The sequence below is a fragment of the Alicyclobacillus mali NBRC 102425 genome, assembly GCF_001570745.1.
GTDB lineage: Bacteria > Bacillota > Bacilli > Alicyclobacillales > Alicyclobacillaceae > Alicyclobacillus > Alicyclobacillus mali.
Genome location: NZ_BCSG01000003.1, coordinates 143,738 through 162,148 on the forward strand (window position 1 = coordinate 143,738; position 18,411 = coordinate 162,148).

The following is an 18,411-nucleotide window of genomic DNA, read 5'->3' on the forward strand; positions in this document are numbered from 1 at the left end:
GCCACCCTCACCTCCCCTGATGCTCTGGCGCTTGTGCAAGCGCAAGGGCGCAGCGCATACGCGCCACCGCCATCTCTTTCGGCAGAAGCGCCATCGACTTCTGCAGATCGGGGCCGTGCGTGTGGCCGGTCAACGCGGCACGCACGGGCATGAACAGATCTCGCCCCTTCACGCCAAGCGATCGTCCCACCGCCTGCAAGCGGGCCCGATTGGTCACCTCGTCCCAGGCTGGGTCTTGCTCGGTCGCCGACAGATACGCCTGCACGACGCGAAGAGCCCCCTCGGTCGCAAGCAGCGCGCGCGCTTCTTCATCGTACGCCACTTCGGGCTCAAGCCACACCCTGGCGGCGCTGAAGAAATCTCTCGCGCAGGCGAGGCCATCCTCGACGAGCGCCACGGCTCGCTCCAACCACTCGTCGTCCACGTACGGCGGGAACTGATAATCCAGGTGCAGCGCCTGTTCTCGAATGAGGCGAACCGCATCCTTGGGATCAAGCGCCCTGAAGTACTGATTGGCCATCCAGCGAAACTTGGCGACGTCAAACACTGCACCGGCGCGTCCCACGCGGTCGAGATCGAACCGCGCGCAAAGCTCGTCCAGGTCAAAGATCTCCTCTTCATCCCCGGGTGACCAACCGAGGAGCGCCAAAAAGTTCACGATGGCCTGCGGGACATAGCCCTGCTCGCGATACGCCGACACCGGCAGAACGTTCGGATCTCGCTTCGACAACTTTTTGCGCGACTCATCCAGGACAATCGGCAGGTGCGCGAATTGCGGCGGCTTCCAGCCAAACGCCTCGTAGATGAGTAGTTGGCGAGGCGTGTTGGACAAGTGCTCCTCGCCTCGGATCACGTGCGTGATGGCCATGAGGTGATCGTCGACGGCCACCTGAAAGTTGTACGTGGGCATGCCGTCCCGCTTGATGATGACGAAGTCCCTCAGATCCTCTCGCTCAAAGGCGATCTCGCCCCGGACGATATCCCGCACCACGACGGGCGGGCCAGACGGCGCGCGAAACCGGATGGCGTGCGGCTCGCTGGCCTTCATGCGCTTCCAAGCCTCCGCCGGATCGAGCGACAAACAGGATCCGGCGCAGCCGCTCGCGCCCGCACTCGGGCCATCGTCGTCGTCCTCCTCGCGGCGAACTTCCCCCGTCTCGCCCTGCAAGCAGAAGCACGCGTACGCCATCCCCGATTCGAGCAGTTTCTCCGCATGGCTCCGGTACACAGATGTTCGTTCGCTGCACCGATATGGCCCGTACGGTCCGCCGACGTCGAAACCCTCGTCCCACGCAAGGCCGAGCCAGCGGAACGCTTCCGCGAACGCCCGCTCCGCGCCGGGGATGTTTCTCTCCACGTCCGTGTCCTCGAGCCTCAGGATGAATTGCCCCCCGGTGTGGCGCGCGTAGAGGAAATTGAACAGCGCCGTGCGCACACCTCCGATATGAAGATGACCGGTCGGACTAGGGGCGAATCGCACGCGGACAGTCACAACATCCGCCCCCTCTCCGCGAACGGGAGGAGCAAGGCCACAGCCTGGGCGGCAATGCCCTCGCCTCGCCCGATGAAACCCATCTTCTCGTTCGTCGTGGCCTTGATGGACACGTCTCGCTCGCGAACCTGAAGCACCTCAGCAAGGCGCCTCCTCATCGCGGGCACGTGCGGCAACAACTTGGGTCGCTCTGCGATGACCATCACGTCGACATTGCCCACGCGATACCCCTCGCGCTCGACCATGGCGAGTACCTCGCGCATCAGGGACAGGCTGTCCGCCCCCTCAAACCGGTCGTCGTCCGGCGGAAAGTGCTGCCCGATGTCGCCGAGGCCCAAGCTGCCAAGCAGCGCGTCCATGATGGCGTGCGCGACGACATCCGCGTCGGAATGGCCGAGGAGCCCAAACGGGGCATCGATGCGCACGCCGCCTAGCACAAGCGGCCTGCCTTCCACAATCCGGTGCACATCATACCCGAGTCCGATGCGCATACCCTTCAGCCCTCCCCCACCGTTCGCGCGCAAGCCAGCGCGCATAGTCGAGATCGGCCGGCGTGGTGACTTTGCCGTTGAAGGCCGTCGAGGCCACGGCGAAAACCGGCACGCCCACCGCCTCCATCGCCCCACTGTCGTCCGTGGGGGACTCGTCCGCGGAATAACGTCGCTCGAGATACACTTTCGGCGCGAGATCGGCCCGAATGGCCTGCGGCGTCTCCGCGAGAAACAGCCCGTCCCGCGGCACGGTCTCCCGCACCCATCCGCCATCGACCCGCTTCACGGTATCGCGACACGGTGAGCCTAAGACCGCGCCCCCCGCCTGCAGAGCAGCCTCAAACACGCGCCGCACATCTTCCTCGGCCACGAACGGGCGAGCCGCATCGTGGATGGCGAAGGCGGTCTGGCGCGGTGAAGCCCCTCGGCTCGCCATCAATTCCAATGCGCGCTTGACACCCGACACCACGGACGCGTGACGCGTCTCACCGCCCTCCACAAAATGGACATCGCGCCCGGCCTCCTGCGCTTCTCCGCGCATGCGTTCCACGTCCGCCGAGGACGCCACCACGACGATCTCGTCCGCGCCTCCGCCTATCATCGCCTCGGCCGAGCGAAGCCACATCGAACGCCCGGCGAGATCGAGAAACTGCTTCTTGAAACCCATGCGGCGGCCCTCACCGGCCGCCACCACGATGGCCACCCACATCCCCGTTCCCCTTTCTCCAACTCCCGAAAGCACGGCAAGGCCGAGGACGCGTTTCACGCCCTCGCCCTCGACCGCCTGTGCTACGCACGCGCACGCGCGCTGCGCGAATCACAGCGCCTTTTCAAGCAGCTTTGGCTTGGCGAAAATCATTCGCCCCGCGGACGTTTGCAGGACGCTCGTCACCAACACGGTGATCTTGCCGCCAATGTACTCTCGCCCGCCCTCAATGACGATCATGGTGCCATCGTCGAGGTAGGCCACACCTTGGTTGTGCTCCTTGCCGTCCTTAATTACGTGCACCTGCAGTTCTTCACCCGGCAGAACCACGGGCTTGAGTGCGTTGGCGAGGTCATTGATGTTCAAGACCTGCACGCCCTGCAGCTCACAGATTTTGTTCAGGTTGAAGTCATTCGTCACGACCTTGCCCCGCATTTGTTTGGCGAGCCGGACGAGCTTTGCATCGACTTCCTGGATGTCCTCGAAGTCCGTCTCGACGATTTGTACCTGGACCTTGGATTCCTTCTGAATGCGATTCAGGATGTCGAGCCCCCGGCGCCCGCGGTTGCGCTTCAGCGCATCAGAAGAATCCGCGATGTGCTGGAGCTCGGCCAGGACGAAGGAAGGGATGACGAGCGTTCCGTCGAGAAATCCCGTCTCCACGAGGTCCGCGATCCGGCCATCGATGATGACAGAGGTATCCAGGAGCTTCGCGTCCCCGGGGCGCAGCCCTGCCTTCTTCTCCTTGCCTTCGGAACGGTCGCGGTCACGCGAGAGGCGGCCCGCAAATAGGCTCCACAGTTCCTCGCGCTTTGTGAACCCGATGCGCAGGCCAAGATACGCGAAAAAGACCGCCACGAAAAATTCCACCGCGACGCCCACCAGCGGAATTGCGCGAATTTCAGGCGAGAACAGATATGCGACGACGAGTCCAATGACCATGCCGATGGTTCCGCCCAAGATATCGGCAAGGGGAGCGTTTTTCAGCCGCTCCTCAAGCCATCGCAACAAAGCGGACACATACCCTGCGAGAGACACGGTCGCCACCAAAAACAGCGCGCCGCCCACGGCGGCACCAAACCAATTGGTGGTCACAAATGAACGGTGCAGATGAAAAACATCAAGGAATAAGTCCGGACAAAGCTGATAACCTAACAAGACACCGACTACCACGAAAAACAGGTGCACGACCTTCTTCATCACCCGACGTCACCTCCTGTGACTAGTATGCACGTCTTCTATCCCATCCTAACCGACGCACTTCCAAAACACCTGGAATTTCGAGCGCAAAAGAGAACTGCTCATCCTTTTGCAAAAATTGGTGAGTCGTGTTCAGTGTAACATGTTTCAGGTTTTGCGTAAAGAGACACCGCGGTCCGCATCTGTCGGGTACCTCATGACTTTTTCGTTCCGTGCGCCACGTCGCCGTTGCCGTGCTTCCGGCCGAGAATGGAGGAGCGAATGGCATGAATCATCCCGTATGCGGCGTACAGCCCGAGAACGGCAAAAATCAAGACGTCCGTGCCGACGATCTGAAAGCGCAAGAGGCAGGCGATCAACAAGGCCATGAGCGGCACCAGCACCAACATGGACTTCGGATAAGACAGTCGCTTGAAATTGGGATACGGGATGGAGCTCACCATCAAGAGCGACAGGAGCACGGTGGCTGCGGACAGGAAGACCGCCGCCGGCTCGAATGCAGACTTGGTCAGGGCGAGCGTGGCCTCCACCCCACCAGCGGCCGTGATGGGAAGTCCGATGAAAGTATCCGCGGGTCCGCGCTGCGTGTGAAACCGCGCCAGCCGAAGGGCACCGCACAGAGGAAACAGGATGGCGACGAGATCGCCCAGGACCCCGAGATGCCGCAGCACCTCGTGATACATGATCATCGCCGGGGCGACCCCGAACGTCACGATATCGGACAGCGAGTCGAGGATCCGCCCGAATTCGCTTTCTACCCGAAGCCACCTCGCCACTCGACCGTCCAAGCCGTCGATGATCATGCCGAAGACGACGAAAAGCGCACTGATACCCACGCGCCCCGTCTGCAGGACCAGCATGGAACCTAGCCCAGCGACGAGGTTCAGGGACGTCAGTGCGTTGGGAATCCATCGAATGTACAAACCTCACGCCTCCCGGGCGGCTCAAATCTGGCGATCGATCAACACTTGCTCTTGAATGCGTCCGAGTCCGGTCTGAATCATACGAGCCCGAACTGGACCAACGCCCTCCACTTTATCCAGGTCCGCCATCGACGCCTTGAGAATGCTCGACAGAACGCCGAAATGCTCGACGAGGTTTTCGATCACGGGCTGCGGCAAACGGCTGATCTTGTTCAAAATGCGATAACCCCGCGACGGTACGCTCTCCTCAAGCTGGTTCACGCCCGGTGGATAGCCCAGAAAGCGGGCCAGGAGCGCGCCATCCAGCAGTTCCTCCGAGGACAGATTGTGAATCTGCGACATGATCTGATGCGGCGTGTGGGGACACTCGGGATGGACGAAGTCCTTGATGAGCAGATACGCCTGCTCGTCGACGTCCGATACGAGCTCTTCCAGCTGCATGCTGACCAGACGTCCCTCGTTGCCGAGCTCAATGATATAGCGGCGGATCTCGTTGGTCACGCGCAGCACAGTTTCGAACCGCTGCAGAACGCGCGTGACGTCCTCCAGCGTCACCGCCTCCTCGAATTCCAGCGTGCTGAGATCGGTGAGCTCCTGCTCCAACACGGTTTTGTACTTCTCAAGCGTCTGCAGCGCCTGGTTCGCCTTTGCCAAAATCACGCTGATGTCGCGCAGCACGTATTTCAAATTGCCTTGGTATAGCGTGATCACGTTTCGGCGCTGCGAGATGCAGATGACCAACTGGCCGCTTTGGCGGGCCACGCGTTCCGCGGTGCGATGCCGCGTCCCCGTCTCAGAAGTCGGGATGGTGTGGTCCGGGTTCAGCGTTGTGTTGGCGTAATGGACCTTCTTCGCGTCCTCACTGATGATGATGGCGCCGTCCATCTTCGCAAGTTCGTACAGATGGGACGGCGTCAGATCGCACTGGATGGCAAACCCACCGTCCATCATCGAGAGCACCGTTTCCGTTGCGCCGACGACGATGAGCCCGCCCGTCTTCGCGCGGAGGATGTTCTCAATTCCTTCTCGGAGAACCGTTCCTGGCGCAACCATGCGCAGGATTTTGTTGATGGCAGCTTCCCGCTTGGCGTCGTCCTTCACAATGTCACCTCAAAAGGCTTGATCGATCGCGTCCTGCACGGAGCGGACCTGGACAATCTCCATGCCGGGCATGGTCTCGGGCACGGCCTGCCCCGCCGGAACCATACAACGCTGGAACCCAAGTTTGCGCGCCTCGCGAATGCGTTCGGTGAGCCGCGTCACCGCGCGCACCTCTGCCGTGAGGCCCACTTCCCCGATGTACACACCTTGCCGCAAGGGGCGATCCCGATGGCTCGCCACAAGTGCGAGGGCAATGCCGAGATCGGCCGCTGGCTCCTCCACGCGGACCCCGCCCGCGATGTTCACGTATGCGTCACACGAGCCGAGTTGCATGCCGAGCCTCCGCTCCAGTACCGCCAGGAGCATGTTCATGCGCTGCAGGTCCGCACCTGTCGTCATGCGCCGCGGCGTGCCGAACGACGTGGACGCCACCAGCGCCTGCACCTCGAGCAGAAGCGGGCGCCGCCCTTCCATGGCGCACACCACCGCCGAGCCAGGGGCAATCTCGCGGCGCTCGGACAGAAACAGTTCGGACGGATTGGAGATCTCGCGCAACCCGTCGTCCCTCATTTCAAAGACCGCCAACTCGTTGGTCGAACCAAACCGATTTTTGACGGCGCGCAGCACTCTATACATATGATGGCGATCGCCCTCGAAGTATAAGACGGCGTCGACCATGTGCTCGAGCATGCGCGGCCCCGCAATGGCCCCGTCCTTCGTCACGTGTCCGACAATGAAAGTGGCCATGCTCTCCGCCTTGGCCACACGCAAAAGCAGTCCCGTGCATTCCCGAACCTGCGCCACGCTTCCGGGCGCGGAGGCGAGGCCCGGGCGAAACACTGTCTGGATGGAGTCGACAATCAGGAATTGAGGCTTCAGTTCCACCGCCGCTTCCAGGGCTGCGTCGAGATCGGTCTCCGCGAGCACGTATAGCTCGCCGTGCACGGTGCCGAGGCGTTCGGCCCGCAGGCGAATCTGCGTCGCGCTCTCCTCGCCCGAAATGTAGAGCACGCGGTGCCCGTTCTTCGCGATGGCGTGCGAGACCTGCAGCAACAGCGTCGACTTTCCAATGCCGGGATCTCCGCCAATGAGCACGAGCGACCCAGGCACAACGCCTCCCCCGAGCACGAAGTCACACTCGGACAGGCCCGTGCTCAACCGATTCTCCGCCTGAGCCGGGATGGATGCGATGGGCTTGGGCGACACCCGCGCCTTCGATGGCGCGAACCGGCCGCTCGGCGCCACCTCTTCCTCCACCAGCGTGTTCCACTCGCCGCAGGCGGGACAGCGCCCCATCCACTTCACTTCGACGTGGCCACACATCTGGCACACGTATCGCGTCTTGACCTTCGGCAATCCGCCTCGCCGCCTTCCAACTCCTCATCAACATGATACAGAACTCTCCGCGTACGTCCATGCCAGACGCGAAATTTCTGCGGGAAGGGGTGTGATAAACCCCAACAGCGCGCAACACACAGGGGCAGCGCCGACGTGCACGCACGCTCAGCCCTGCCCCCTTGACGCTCTGTGCAGTTGTTTCTGCGATCACGCCCCCGCGCCGACCGGCTGCTCGTTCACCTTTTCGATCCGCAACTTGTCGCCGTCCACGCCGAGCAGGACGCGATCGCCCTTCTTGATCTCGCCCGCGATGAGCGCCGACGAGAGGAGATCCTCGACGTTGCGGACAATGGCCCGCTGCAGCGGCCGCGCGCCGTACTGCGGATCGAAACCGACCTTCGCGAGGAATTTCTTCGCCTCGTCCGTGAGCTCGAACTCGATCTCTTGCTCCTTCAGGCGGTGCTTCAGATTGTCCACCATCTTGTCCACGATCCGCTCGATATGCGTCTCATCCAGCGGGTGGAACACGATGATCTCGTCGATGCGGTTGAGGAACTCGGGTCGGAAGGTGCGCTTCAGTTCGTCCATCACCTTATCCTTCATGCCCAGGTACTTATCCTCTTCCCGCTTGAAACCGAGCGCACCGCCCCTGCGCAACTCCTCGGCACCCACGTTCGACGTCATGATGATCACCGTGTTGCGGAAGTCGACCGTGCGGCCCTTGCCGTCCGTGAGGCGGCCGTCGTCCAGCACCTGCAGCAGGATGTTGAACACTTCCGGATGCGCCTTTTCGATCTCGTCCAAAAGCACCACCGAATACGGCTTCCGTCGCACCTTCTCGGTCAACTGACCGCCTTCCTCATACCCGACGTACCCCGGCGGCGATCCGACGAGCCGCGACGTCGAGTGGCGCTCCATGTACTCTGACATATCAATGCGGATGAGCGCGTCTTCATCGCCAAACAGTGCTTCAGCCAGCGCACGCGCGAGTTCCGTCTTGCCGACGCCCGTCGGCCCGAGGAAGATGAACGAGCCAATGGGCCGCTTGGGATCCTTCAGGCCAGCGCGCGCCCGGCGAATGGCCTTGGCCACGGCCTCGACTGCCTCGTCCTGCCCAATGACCCGCTCGTGCAGGATCTTCTCCAGGCTGAGCAGCCGCTCAGACTCGTCCTGCTGGAGCTGCTGCACCGGAATTCCCGTCCACGACGACACGATGTGGGCGATGTCCTCGGCCGTCACGCGCACGTCGTCCAGCTGCTGCGTCTTCTGCCACGTCTCCTTCAGGTGTTCGAGCTCCTCTTTGATTTTCTGCTCCTCGTCGCGCAGGTTGGCCGCCAACTCGAACTCCTGGCTCTGCACGGCGGCGTCTTTTTCGCTGCGCACCTTCTCCAGCTTCTGTTCCAGCTCCTTGAGGTTCGGCGGAGCCGTGTGCGTGCGCAGCCGAACGCGCGAAGCAGCCTCGTCAATTAGGTCAATGGCCTTATCCGGCAAAAATCGATCCGAGATATATCGATCCGACAGCTTCACCGCGGCATCGAGCGCCTCGTCCGTGATCTTGACGCGGTGATGCGCTTCGTACCGATCCCGCAAGCCCTTGAGGATCTCCAGCGCCTCCTCCGGCGACGGCTCGTCGACCGTGATGGGTTGGAAGCGCCGCTCGAGCGCTGGATCCTTCTCGATGTGCTTGCGGTATTCGTCAAGCGTGGTCGCACCGATGCACTGCAGCTCGCCCCGCGCAAGAGCCGGCTTGAGGATGTTGGATGCGTCGATGGCGCCCTCCGCGCCGCCTGCGCCGATGAGCGTGTGCAACTCATCGATGAACAGGATGACGTTGCCGGCCTGGCGGATTTCGTCCATGATCTTCTTCAGCCGATCCTCGAATTCACCGCGGTACTTGGTACCGGCGACCACCGTGCCCATGTCGAGCACCATCACGCGCTTGTTGCGCAGCGTCTCCGGCACATCCCCGGTCACAATCCGCTGCGCCAGCCCTTCGGCGATGGCGGTCTTCCCGACGCCGGGTTCGCCGATGAGCACCGGATTGTTCTTCGTGCGCCGCGACAAGACCTGAATCACGCGCTCAATTTCCTTCTCGCGCCCGATGACGGGATCGAGCTTGCCGTCGCGCGCCATCTGCGTCAGATCGCGCGCCAGGCTGTCCAGCGTCGGCGTGCCGACGGAAGCGTCCTTGTCGCCCGCCATATCCATGGCGTCGCCGCCCAACAGCTGCAGCACCTGCTGGCGCGCCTTGTTCAGATTCACGTTCATGTTGGCGAGCACGCGCGCCGCAACACCTTCGCCTTCGCGAATCAGACCGAGCAGCAAATGCTCCGTTCCCACGTACGAATGACCGAGCTTCCGGGCTTCGTCGATGGACAGCTCAATGACCTTTTTCGCCCTCGGCGTGTAGGTCATGGCCGTGACCGGGGTCTGCCCGCGGCCCACCATCCGCTCAATCTCCTGCTGCACCTTGTCCGCCTGTACGCCGAGCATCTGCAGGGCTTTCGCTGCAATCCCTTCTCCTTCGCGGATCAGGCCAAGCAGAATATGCTCCGTGCCCACACCCGGGTGATTCAGGCGCGAGGCCTCTTCTTGCGCCAACGCCAACACCTTTTGCGCTCTCTCCGTGAACCGCGCGTACATCATCCATGCACCTCCGTATCACTCATTCTCAGCCGATCTCGAATCAACTGCGCGCGCCGCACGTCGCGCTCGTTGGGGCTCAACTCGCGATTGTAGTATTTTTGCAGACAGGCTGGCTGCGTCAACACCATCAGTTCCTTAAGGATGCTCGAGGACACGCCCTGAATAATGCCGAGATCGATGCCGAGCCGCACATCCGACAGGCGCTCCAGCGTCTCCTTCGAATCCATCCTGCGCGCGTACGCCAGGATGCCAAACGATCGGCTGACGCGGTCCTCAAGTTGGACGCGATTGCGTTCCATCAGGAGTTTGCGCGCGTTCCGCTCCTGCTCGATGATCTGCTGGACGACGCTCATGAGATTCGCGATGATCTCTTCTTCGCTCTCGCCCAGCGTGATTTGGTTCGATACCTGGTACAGGTTCCCGAACGAATCCGAGCCTTCGCCGTAGATGCCGCGCACCGCCAGCCCGACCTGGGACACGGCCGTGAGCAGCCTCTGAATTCCGCCGGTGAGCGCGAGACCCGGCAGGTGCATCATGACCGATGCCCGAATACCGGTTCCGACGTTTGTCGGACAGGCCGTCAGGTAACCGTACTGATCGTGATACGCGTAGGTCAAGGTCTGCTCGAGGGCGTCGTCCACCTGACTCGCGACGTTCCAGGCTTCCTGGAGCCGAAGCCCCGGGAGAATGCACTGAATGCGCAGGTGGTCCTCCTCATTGACCATGATGCTCACGGCCTCGTCGTCACGCAGGACGAGGGCTCCTTGCTTTTCCTGCTGCGCGAGATCGGGACTGATCAGGTGCTTTTCGACGAACATCTGGCGATCGAGTGGCGAGAGATCACGGCAGCGAATGAACTCAAACCTGCCGAGTTGCTTCATGGCGTCGTTCTCGGCTGCCTGCCGCACGAGCTCCATGACCTCGTTGGCGTGCGCGTCAGTCGCCAACGTGGGAAAAGGAAAGCCTTTCAGGTTCCGGGCAATGCGAATCCGGCTCGTCAGCACGATGTCGTCTTCGGGTCCCGTTTCTTTCATCCATTTGCTAATGGTACGCTTGACGAAGTCTGCGAGGGACATCTGCACACCTCCTCACTGCGCGCCCTGTTCCAGTTTGCGGATTTCGTCGCGCAGTTGCGCCGCGCGCTCGAACTGTTCCTGCGCCACGGCCTGCTGAAGTTCCCGGCGGAGTTGTTCAAGTTTCCGGGCCACCTGTTGGCGTTCGCCCGCCGAGCCTGGGACTTTTCCGGTGTGACGCAGACCATTCTGGATGCGCCGCAAGAGAGGCTCAAGCCGTGCCGAGAACGCGTCGTAACAGTCCGGACAGCCGAACCTGCCGATCTGCGTGAACTGGTTGTACGTCATCCCGCACGTTCCGCACCTCGTCTGAACCTGCGTCGTGACGGGCGCGAACCCTGAGGACGACTCCATGTTTAAGAGCCCGCTCAAGAGCTTGTTGAAATCGAACGGGCTTCCCATCAAAAACGGGTTTGGGAACACGTCGCCCTGCTCTTTGGCACATACCTCACACAGGTGATAAGCCGTTTGCACACCATTGATGATTTTCGTCACGTGGACCGTCGCCGGTCGCTCGTGGCAGCGCTCGCAAAGCATCGGTCCCACCTCGCTTTCACGGTTTTCGGTGCGCCGCCAACGCCTGGAGCGCACTCGTCAGCAGCTTCGCCCGCAGCCGGTCCCGATACGGCAGATCCAGTGCCAGCACCTCCCGCCGCAACATGGCGGAAATCAACATGGCTTCGCGATCCGTCAGCCATCCATCGCGGTGCAGGCGTTCAATCAGCGCCTCGCTGGCAGACTGGCTCACCTCGTCCCCAAGCGATCTCAGCACGTCCCACAGCAAATGCTCCTTATCGAGCTTGACGCGCCGAATGCGGATGTAACCGCCGCCGCCGCGCTTCGACTCGACGATGTAGCCGTGATCCGTTGTGAAGCGCGTGCTGATGACGTAGTTGATCTGAGACGGGACGCAGTGAAACTGCTCGGCCAGGTCATTGCGCTGAATCTCGATCACGTCCAGCCCGCTCTCCTCCATGAGTCGTTTCAGATAGGCCTCAATGATGTCGGAGATGTTGCTCGCCATGATGACAACCCCTAACGCAGCACCGTCCTCTGAGGTTCCATTCGACTTTGATATTTTGACTTTGACTTTTCTTGACCTTATTATACACCTGCCTGCGGGAAATGCAAGAGGGGTTTGGTTCTAGTGTGCACAAAAATCCAACGGAATCTGCGCGCGCTCCGCCTCTTGCCACAAGGTCTCCTTCACAGGCCCACCGCTTCGGAAGAGACATGCATTGCTTCGAAGGAGGCGTCGACGCAACAAGCGACTCCGGTGAACCGCCCGCCAAGTCCCGTACGGTGTCTTGCGCGGATCCGGGACGGGATCGACCGCTTGAGAGGGTTTACGCTTCCCTCGCATGCAAAATTCGCGGGCCGGCCCGCCGGAGCGAGGGAAAGGTTCATGCTTCCGCTGTCGGTGTTGCACGATATGGTCATTCACGCTCGCGCTGGGGATGACGTCTGTCTGCACGCGCTCTTCGAAATGTTTCGCCCTCTGCTGCGAGGCGCCGCCAAGCGCTATGCGCGCGTCGCAGGCTACGACGAGGCTTATCAGGAGGCGTGCGCCGCGTTTCTGCACGCCATTGCCACTCATCGTCCGGACTCTGCGCCGTTTCCGGCGTACGCCGCAAGTCGAGTGTATGGCGATACCCGCACCGCCATGCGGAAAATGTGGTTGGCGCAAGAACGGACCGCGTTTGCGAAAGCATCAGACGAAGAGGGAAACGAAGATTGGGACCAACAGCTGAAGCGCCAAGGTCCGGGCAACCCGCCGGGAGAGGATCCATTTGACCGCGTGGATCAGCGCCTGACACTTTTGTGCCTGGCGCGCGAAGCGAAACTGTCTCCACGGGAAGCTGCGTGGCTCACGATGGAACTCGCCGGGCTGGAAACGAACCAGCTGGCAGAGCGCCTTGGCGTGAGCCCAGCAACCATCCGCACGTGGCGCATGCGCGCCGTTCACAAGATGCGGCAGCAAGCCCTGAGCGCAGGGCTGTCGCCAAACGACCTGTGAGCAATGAAAATGGCGAGGCCGTATCAGGCCTCGCCGTCCGCGATGGCAAACAGGATGGTGGCTTCCGCCACCAGCTTGCCGTCCACATGCGCCTTTCCCATTCCTCGCCCCATGCGGCCCTTCATACGGTCGATCACGACCTCCATGTCCAGCCGATCTCCGGGCCTCACCTCACCCCGGAAACGCGCGCCGTCCACTCCAGCGAGCAGCGGGCGCTTGCCGCGGTAGGCCGGATCGGCCAAGATGGCGACGCCTCCGAGCTGCGCCATCGCCTCGATGATGAGCACGCCGGGCATGATGGGATAAGCGGGAAAGTGCCCTTGAAAGTGCGGCTCATTCGCGGTCACGAGCTTGTAGCCCACCGCGCGGCCGCCGTCGATCTCCGTGACGCGATCGACCAGGAGAAACGGGTAGCGATGGGGTAAAATCCGTTGAATCTCATCGATACCGAGCGGAAGCTTCTGTTCCATCAAGGACCTCCACTAGATGGGACGCCTCAATACACGCGGCGCCGCACGGGAATGATTTTCATGCTTCGAACGTAAATCACAGTCGTAACGTAAGACAGCCCCACGGTGAACCAGAGGACCATCTCGCCCGCCTCAGGCGTGGGCCACGCCAGGATGCAGAGCGAAATGCCGACGTAGTAGAAGCACGTCGTGACCTTTCCCCACCCGTTCGCCTTTGGGACGGCACGTTTGCCTTGAAAGTAAAAGAACGCCGCACCCGCGATCATCGCGACGTCGCGGAAGACGAGGAGAGCGGCCACCAGCCAGGGAAGGCGTCCAGACGCGAGCAGAGTGAACAAGACTGACACAATCATGAGCTTGTCCGCCAGAGGGTCAAGCAACTGCCCGGTGTACGTTTCGAGCTTGTACGTTCGAGCCAAGTAACCATCCAGGACGTCGGTAAGACCTGCGAACAACAAGACGGATAAGGCCAAAATCTTGTGCGGACTTTCCACGCCATAAAATGCCCATAGATAGCAGGGAATCAAAAGCAGACGCAAGAGCGTCAACAGATTGGGCAGGTTCACGCAATCGCCTCCTCAACCTCCCGACGTCCGGATGGTGTCTGCCAACCCGAGCAACTGATTCGCCATGGAGACGGCCTGCGCGTTTTCTTCATAGAAATCCTGCGCGGCGACGAGCTGAGCCATGTCGGTGCTCTCGTCCGCATTGGACGCGTTCACGGCCCCTTGAATGACAGACGAGTTGCGCGCTGGTACCGCCACGCCGCCCGCAGCCAGCTGATACAGACCGTTGCCTTCCGGAATGAGATGGCTGGACGGCTCCCCGATTTCCACCAATGCGAGTTTCGCAGTCCGTCCACGCCCGAATTGGATGGTGCCGTCCGGCGCGACGGTCATGGACGGTGCGTCTGCCGGCTTGACGATGGGCTGACCGTTGGTGGAGAGGACGGGATCGCCCGCTTGGGTCGCGAGCACGAACGAACCATCGGCGCGCCGGCTCCAGATGAAGTTGCCCGCCCGGGTGTACATGCGGCCCGAGGGCGTCTGGACGGTGAAAAATCCGGGGCCCTCGATGGCAAGGTGAGTCGGGATGCCCGTCTGCACTACGGTACCCTGGCTGAAATCCCGCTCTTCACCCGTGCGCGCGACGCCCGTCCCCCCGCGCCAGCCGGGAGGCGTCGCCCGATTGGCTGCAGCAGGGTCTGTCGCGTTGCCGTAGACCTGCATTGTAAGCAGGTCGGCGAACGTCCCCTGCTCGGCCGCATACCCTGGTGTCTCCAAGTTCGCCAGGTTGTCCGCGATTTGATCTATCCAAGCGTTGGCCGCCTGCATGCCGGACAGCCCATTCCATATCATCTGGCCCATGTGCCCGCCTCCCGCGTTCAGCCGCCCTGAACTCTGCCGATATCCGTGGCCGCCTCATTCAACATGGAATCGACCGACTGCGCCACGCGCTGATTGGCCTCATACGCGTTCAACGCCTGCATCATCTGGGTCATCGTCGCTGCCACATTCACATTTGATGTCTCGATCGCGCCGAAAACCATGCGCCCCGTGCCAGCGCGCAGAAGCGGCGCAACCGCAGCTGGCTGGTACGAACTACCCACCATGTATTCGCCTTCGCCCAGCGGCTGGAGTTGCGTGACATCTGCGTCCACGAGACCCAATCGGCCTCCCGCCACAAGATTGCCCTGGGCGTCGTAGACGCGAAACGACGGCTGCCCATTGGCATCATACACCGGCGTCCCGTTCTGCGAAAAGATTTGCGTGCCATGGTAGAGCGGATTGACCACGATGCGCCCACCCACCAAGACGCGTCCCGCCGCATCCAACGGGGCGATGGCGTGCCCCGCGGCATCGACCACGACGTTGTTTGCATTTAATTGCAAGCCGCCGTCCCGGGTCACGGCCAGGCCCGCCTGACCACTGGCATCCGCATAATTCACCGGTAAAAACGCGTGATAGCCCATGTCTTCTGCGCTTCCGACGCGAATGGCGTACGGATCGTCCGTTTCGCTGCCCGGCGTGTACACCACCTGCCCCGCCGCATTTTCAATCACGTACGAAGGCCGTCCGGCCGCGTCATACGCAGGTGCACCATCTTCGCCAACAAGCTCCGATCCTTGGTAGGCAGGGTTGCGAACGGCATAGAGCCCTTGCACCGGTTGCGCGTCCGTCCCGTAGACGGCGAGCGGCATGCCGCCTGCGGTCAGCCTGGCGCCCGCGCCCACCGTCACCGGACCTGCCACGGGTGCGACGCCCTGCGGCGTGAGCGCGTAGGCCACCTGGCTCGACGATACGGCGTCCACGATGGCGAGATCGAGCGGGCGACCGGTCGTCTCAAGCCCACCTTCGGCGAAGGATGGGACTCCCTCTTGAAAATCCACGCCGCCACCCATCTCGCCGATGCCGATCCCGTCCGCCCCGTCCCCATACGAATAGCGCTCCATGTTGAACACAGGGTCCTCAATGAGCTCGCCGATAGAAGCCTTGAAGCCCGGAGTCTCCTGATTGGCCAGGTTGTTCGACAGAAGCTGCTCGAGCCGATCTTCCGCCACCATGCCCGAGGCGGCCGCCGTTAGCCCCTGGATCATCGCCACACACCTCCGTCACCGCCGCGCTCGCCGCCGGCCGCGATCGCGATACCTGTTCCATTCAGGGCTCTCCAGCACGCGCCCCGTCCCGATGACCACACAGTGCATGGGATTTTCGGCGATGTGCACGGGAATCTCCAGCTCGGACTGCATGAGCTTGTCCAGGCCGTCCACGAGCGCCCCGCCGCCCGTCAACACGACGCCTTTGTCGAAGATGTCCGCGGCGAGTTCTGGCGGCGTCTGTTCGAGCACCGACTTCGTCGCCTGTACAATCGCGTACACCGGCTCCTGCAGGGCCTCGCGGAGCTCCTCCGAGTGAACCGTGACCGTCTTCGGCAAGCCGGTCACCATGTCTCGCCCGCGCACATCCGTGCTCGTCTGACGCCCGCCCGGGAACACGGTTGCCAGTTCCTTCTTCAATTCCTCCGCCGTTCGCTCGCCGATCATCAGATTGTACTCCCGCCGGATGTATTTCACGATGGCCTCGTCAAGCTTGTCCCCCGCAATCCGGAGCGACGTCGATGTGACCACGTCGCCCAGCGAAAGCACCGCGATGTCCGTCGTACCCCCGCCAATATCGACAACCATCGAGCCACTCGGCTCGAAGATGTTGAGCCCTGCGCCGATGGCGGCGGCCTTCGGCTCTTCAATCAAATCCACCTGTTTGATGCCAACCGCTTCCGCCGCCTCTCGAACCGCCTTTTGCTCGACGGAGGTGATGCCCGCGGGGACGCAGATCATCACACGCGGGCGCCCGAAGAACCGCTTGCCGAGAGTCTTGTTGAGAAAATGGCGGAGCATGATCTCCGTCACCTCAAAGTCGGCGATCACGCCATCCCGAAGCGGACGAATGGCGACAATGTTCCCCGGCGTTCGCCCCAACATGCGGCGAGCTTCTTCGCCAACCGCGACAACCTGCTTCGTCACCTGATCTATTGCAACGACCGATGGTTCGTCGAGTACAATGCCTTGGCCTTTGACGTGCACCAGCACATTGGCGGTGCCCAGATCCACACCAACGTCCCTTGAAAACATGTGCGGCGAGTCCTCCTACGTGTAGAGCGTACGAGATTGGGGAAGGTCGTTCGTCTGCTCGCATGAATGGAGTGGGGATGCAAGGATGTAGTTCTACAGTCCGCTCGAAACTCCTTTGCGCCGCTCGATCTTCTTCGGCTTCACGGCCGACCCAGCCCGCTCATCGTCTCCCTTATGATACTTCATTTTGGTCGCTTCGCCACCGCGCAAGTGCCGGATCGCCTTATGATATTCCAAAATTTCCTTGACCCTGTTGGCCAATTCCGGGTTGATCTCCGGCAGGCGCTCGGTCAGGTCCTTGTGCACAGTGCTCTTCGAGACACCAAATTCGCGCGCGATGGTTCGAACGGTGTTGCGCGTTTCGACAATGTACTCCCCAATCTTAAGAGTACGCTCCTTGATGTAGTCATGCACTCCCCTCGCCTCCCCGTGGCAGGTCAGTTGGTCTGCTTTATGTATATGAGGGGGTGTACACCGTATGCCGCGCCAGGCCTGGCCATTTCGAATCTTCCAGGGGATTTCGACACGGTCCGATAGCGGCGGAAAACGAGGGGAATGATGATCTTTTTCCGGGAAATACGTCGAACGCACTCGACGGGAAAGAAAAACGCCCGCGCTGGGGCGGGCGGACGGTCTACCCGTTCACTGCTTGGGGAGGAGCGACTGGGGATCGACCGGTTGGCCGTTTTGATTGACCTGGAAGTACAGGTGGTTGCCCTGGTTCTGCTCGAACAGGTTGGTCGACGTCGTGCCAATAGTATCTCCTGCGGCGATGCTCTCACCCGGCTTCACATCGACCGAACCGAGAGACTGATAGGTCTCGGTGTAGCCGTCAGGCGAACTGACGACCACCTCGTACCCATAGAGCGGCTGGTTGGTCACGCTCTCCACGGTGCCGCGTTGCGCGGATACGACCGTGAACTGCCTGCCGCCAGCGGCGCGAATGTCGATACCCTTATGCGGATAGAACGTGTTGTCGTACTCGACCACCGCCGCGGCCTGTTGCTTCATCGAGCCGTGCACAGGGAAGAACCCCATCGTCACCGTGGCGTCTGTCCCCTGCGCGTACGGCCACACCCAGGGCTGCAGCCCATTCGACGTGGTCCCCGTCTGCGACGTCTGGTTGGTTTCCGTGGTCGTCACCGACGTCGGCGTGCTGTTGTTTTCAATGCGCGCATAGATGACGCCGATCACGACCGCAGCCGCTCCAAGGTACATCGCCGGGTAGACCCATCGCTTCGACAGCCACTTGCGCACAGGACCTCGATTTTGCGCTTGTGGTGTGTCGGGTTTGGGATCAAGCTGTTGCTTCTCATCCATGTG

General features: G+C 61.7%; 19 protein-coding genes. 1 reads left to right on the forward strand and 18 read right to left on the reverse strand.

Annotation, left to right across the window (positions count from 1 at the left end; translation table 11 throughout):
- Positions 1-7: 7 nt before the first annotated feature.
- From gltX to AMA01_RS02185, 11 genes are all read right to left on the reverse strand, one after another.
- The gene (gene gltX / locus AMA01_RS02135; protein ID WP_067846575.1) at positions 8-1,492 is read right to left on the reverse strand and encodes a glutamate--tRNA ligase; all 1,485 of its coding nucleotides are present in this window, start codon (positions 1,490-1,492) and stop codon (positions 8-10) included.
- A complete protein-coding gene (gene ispF, locus AMA01_RS02140) occupies positions 1,489-1,983 on the reverse strand; it encodes a 2-C-methyl-D-erythritol 2,4-cyclodiphosphate synthase (RefSeq protein WP_067846578.1) in 495 nt (164 codons plus the stop codon). Before ispF ends, gltX begins: the two co-directional genes overlap by 4 nt.
- Positions 1,961-2,692, reverse strand: coding sequence for an IspD/TarI family cytidylyltransferase (locus tag AMA01_RS02145; RefSeq protein ID WP_067846899.1), 732 nt, complete (start codon positions 2,690-2,692; stop codon positions 1,961-1,963). The genes ispF and AMA01_RS02145 overlap by 23 nt, the downstream gene beginning before the upstream one ends.
- Before the next feature lie 108 nt (positions 2,693-2,800).
- Positions 2,801-3,892, reverse strand: coding sequence for a PIN/TRAM domain-containing protein (locus tag AMA01_RS02150; protein ID WP_067846581.1), 1,092 nt, complete (start codon positions 3,890-3,892; stop codon positions 2,801-2,803).
- A gap of 191 nt (positions 3,893-4,083) precedes the next feature.
- A complete protein-coding gene (gene pssA / locus AMA01_RS02155) occupies positions 4,084-4,812 on the reverse strand; it encodes a CDP-diacylglycerol--serine O-phosphatidyltransferase (protein WP_067846584.1) in 729 nt (242 codons plus the stop codon).
- Between the two features lie 21 nt (positions 4,813-4,833).
- Positions 4,834-5,913 carry a DNA integrity scanning diadenylate cyclase DisA gene (disA, locus tag AMA01_RS02160; protein ID WP_067846586.1) on the reverse strand — a complete coding sequence of 360 codons (1,080 nt, stop codon included), beginning with the start codon at positions 5,911-5,913 and terminating at the stop codon, positions 4,834-4,836.
- A gap of 9 nt (positions 5,914-5,922) precedes the next feature.
- Positions 5,923-7,269, reverse strand: coding sequence for a DNA repair protein RadA (gene radA / locus AMA01_RS02165; protein WP_067846589.1), 1,347 nt, complete (start codon positions 7,267-7,269; stop codon positions 5,923-5,925).
- A 189-nt stretch (positions 7,270-7,458) separates the two neighbouring features.
- On the reverse strand, positions 7,459-9,897 hold the full coding sequence (locus AMA01_RS02170) for an ATP-dependent Clp protease ATP-binding subunit (protein WP_067846592.1): 2,439 nt from the start codon (positions 9,895-9,897) through the stop codon (positions 7,459-7,461).
- Positions 9,894-10,973 (reverse strand): protein arginine kinase, encoded by a 1,080-nt coding sequence (locus tag AMA01_RS02175; protein ID WP_067846595.1) that lies wholly within the window; start codon positions 10,971-10,973, stop codon positions 9,894-9,896. Before AMA01_RS02175 ends, AMA01_RS02170 begins: the two co-directional genes overlap by 4 nt.
- Before the next feature lie 12 nt (positions 10,974-10,985).
- Positions 10,986-11,507, reverse strand: coding sequence for a UvrB/UvrC motif-containing protein (locus tag AMA01_RS02180; RefSeq protein ID WP_067846597.1), 522 nt, complete (start codon positions 11,505-11,507; stop codon positions 10,986-10,988).
- A 16-nt stretch (positions 11,508-11,523) separates the two neighbouring features.
- Entirely contained in the window at positions 11,524-11,994 is a 471-nt protein-coding gene (locus AMA01_RS02185) for a CtsR family transcriptional regulator (protein WP_067846600.1), read from the reverse strand.
- Positions 11,995-12,375: 381 nt separating this feature from the next.
- On the opposite strand from AMA01_RS02185, the gene AMA01_RS02190 reads away from it, so the two are divergent.
- Positions 12,376-12,987, forward strand: a complete 612-nt coding sequence (locus AMA01_RS02190) for an RNA polymerase sigma factor (protein ID WP_067846603.1) — start codon at positions 12,376-12,378, stop codon at positions 12,985-12,987.
- Between the two features lie 23 nt (positions 12,988-13,010).
- Here the strand turns inward: AMA01_RS02190 and fabZ are convergent, their stop codons facing one another.
- From fabZ to AMA01_RS02225, 7 genes are all read right to left on the reverse strand, one after another.
- Complete coding sequence (fabZ, locus tag AMA01_RS02195) at positions 13,011-13,457, reverse strand: 3-hydroxyacyl-ACP dehydratase FabZ (protein ID WP_067846606.1); 447 nt, start codon at positions 13,455-13,457, stop codon at positions 13,011-13,013.
- 26 nt (positions 13,458-13,483) lie between these two features.
- Entirely contained in the window at positions 13,484-14,023 is a 540-nt protein-coding gene (gene pgsA / locus AMA01_RS02200; RefSeq protein ID WP_067846609.1) for a CDP-diacylglycerol--glycerol-3-phosphate 3-phosphatidyltransferase, read from the reverse strand.
- A 12-nt stretch (positions 14,024-14,035) separates the two neighbouring features.
- The gene (locus AMA01_RS02205) at positions 14,036-14,824 is read right to left on the reverse strand and encodes a flagellar hook-basal body protein (RefSeq protein WP_067846612.1); all 789 of its coding nucleotides are present in this window, start codon (positions 14,822-14,824) and stop codon (positions 14,036-14,038) included.
- A 17-nt stretch (positions 14,825-14,841) separates the two neighbouring features.
- Entirely contained in the window at positions 14,842-16,053 is a 1,212-nt protein-coding gene (locus AMA01_RS02210) for a flagellar basal body rod C-terminal domain-containing protein (protein ID WP_067846615.1), read from the reverse strand.
- Between the two features lie 15 nt (positions 16,054-16,068).
- A complete protein-coding gene (gene mreB, locus AMA01_RS02215; RefSeq protein ID WP_067846618.1) occupies positions 16,069-17,088 on the reverse strand; it encodes a rod shape-determining protein in 1,020 nt (339 codons plus the stop codon).
- Between the two features lie 93 nt (positions 17,089-17,181).
- Positions 17,182-17,502, reverse strand: a complete 321-nt coding sequence (gene spoIIID, locus AMA01_RS02220; RefSeq protein ID WP_067846621.1) for a sporulation transcriptional regulator SpoIIID — start codon at positions 17,500-17,502, stop codon at positions 17,182-17,184.
- Between the two features lie 228 nt (positions 17,503-17,730).
- On the reverse strand, positions 17,731-18,408 hold the full coding sequence (locus tag AMA01_RS02225) for a M23 family metallopeptidase (protein ID WP_067846624.1): 678 nt from the start codon (positions 18,406-18,408) through the stop codon (positions 17,731-17,733).
- Between the last annotated feature and the right edge of the window lie 3 nt (positions 18,409-18,411).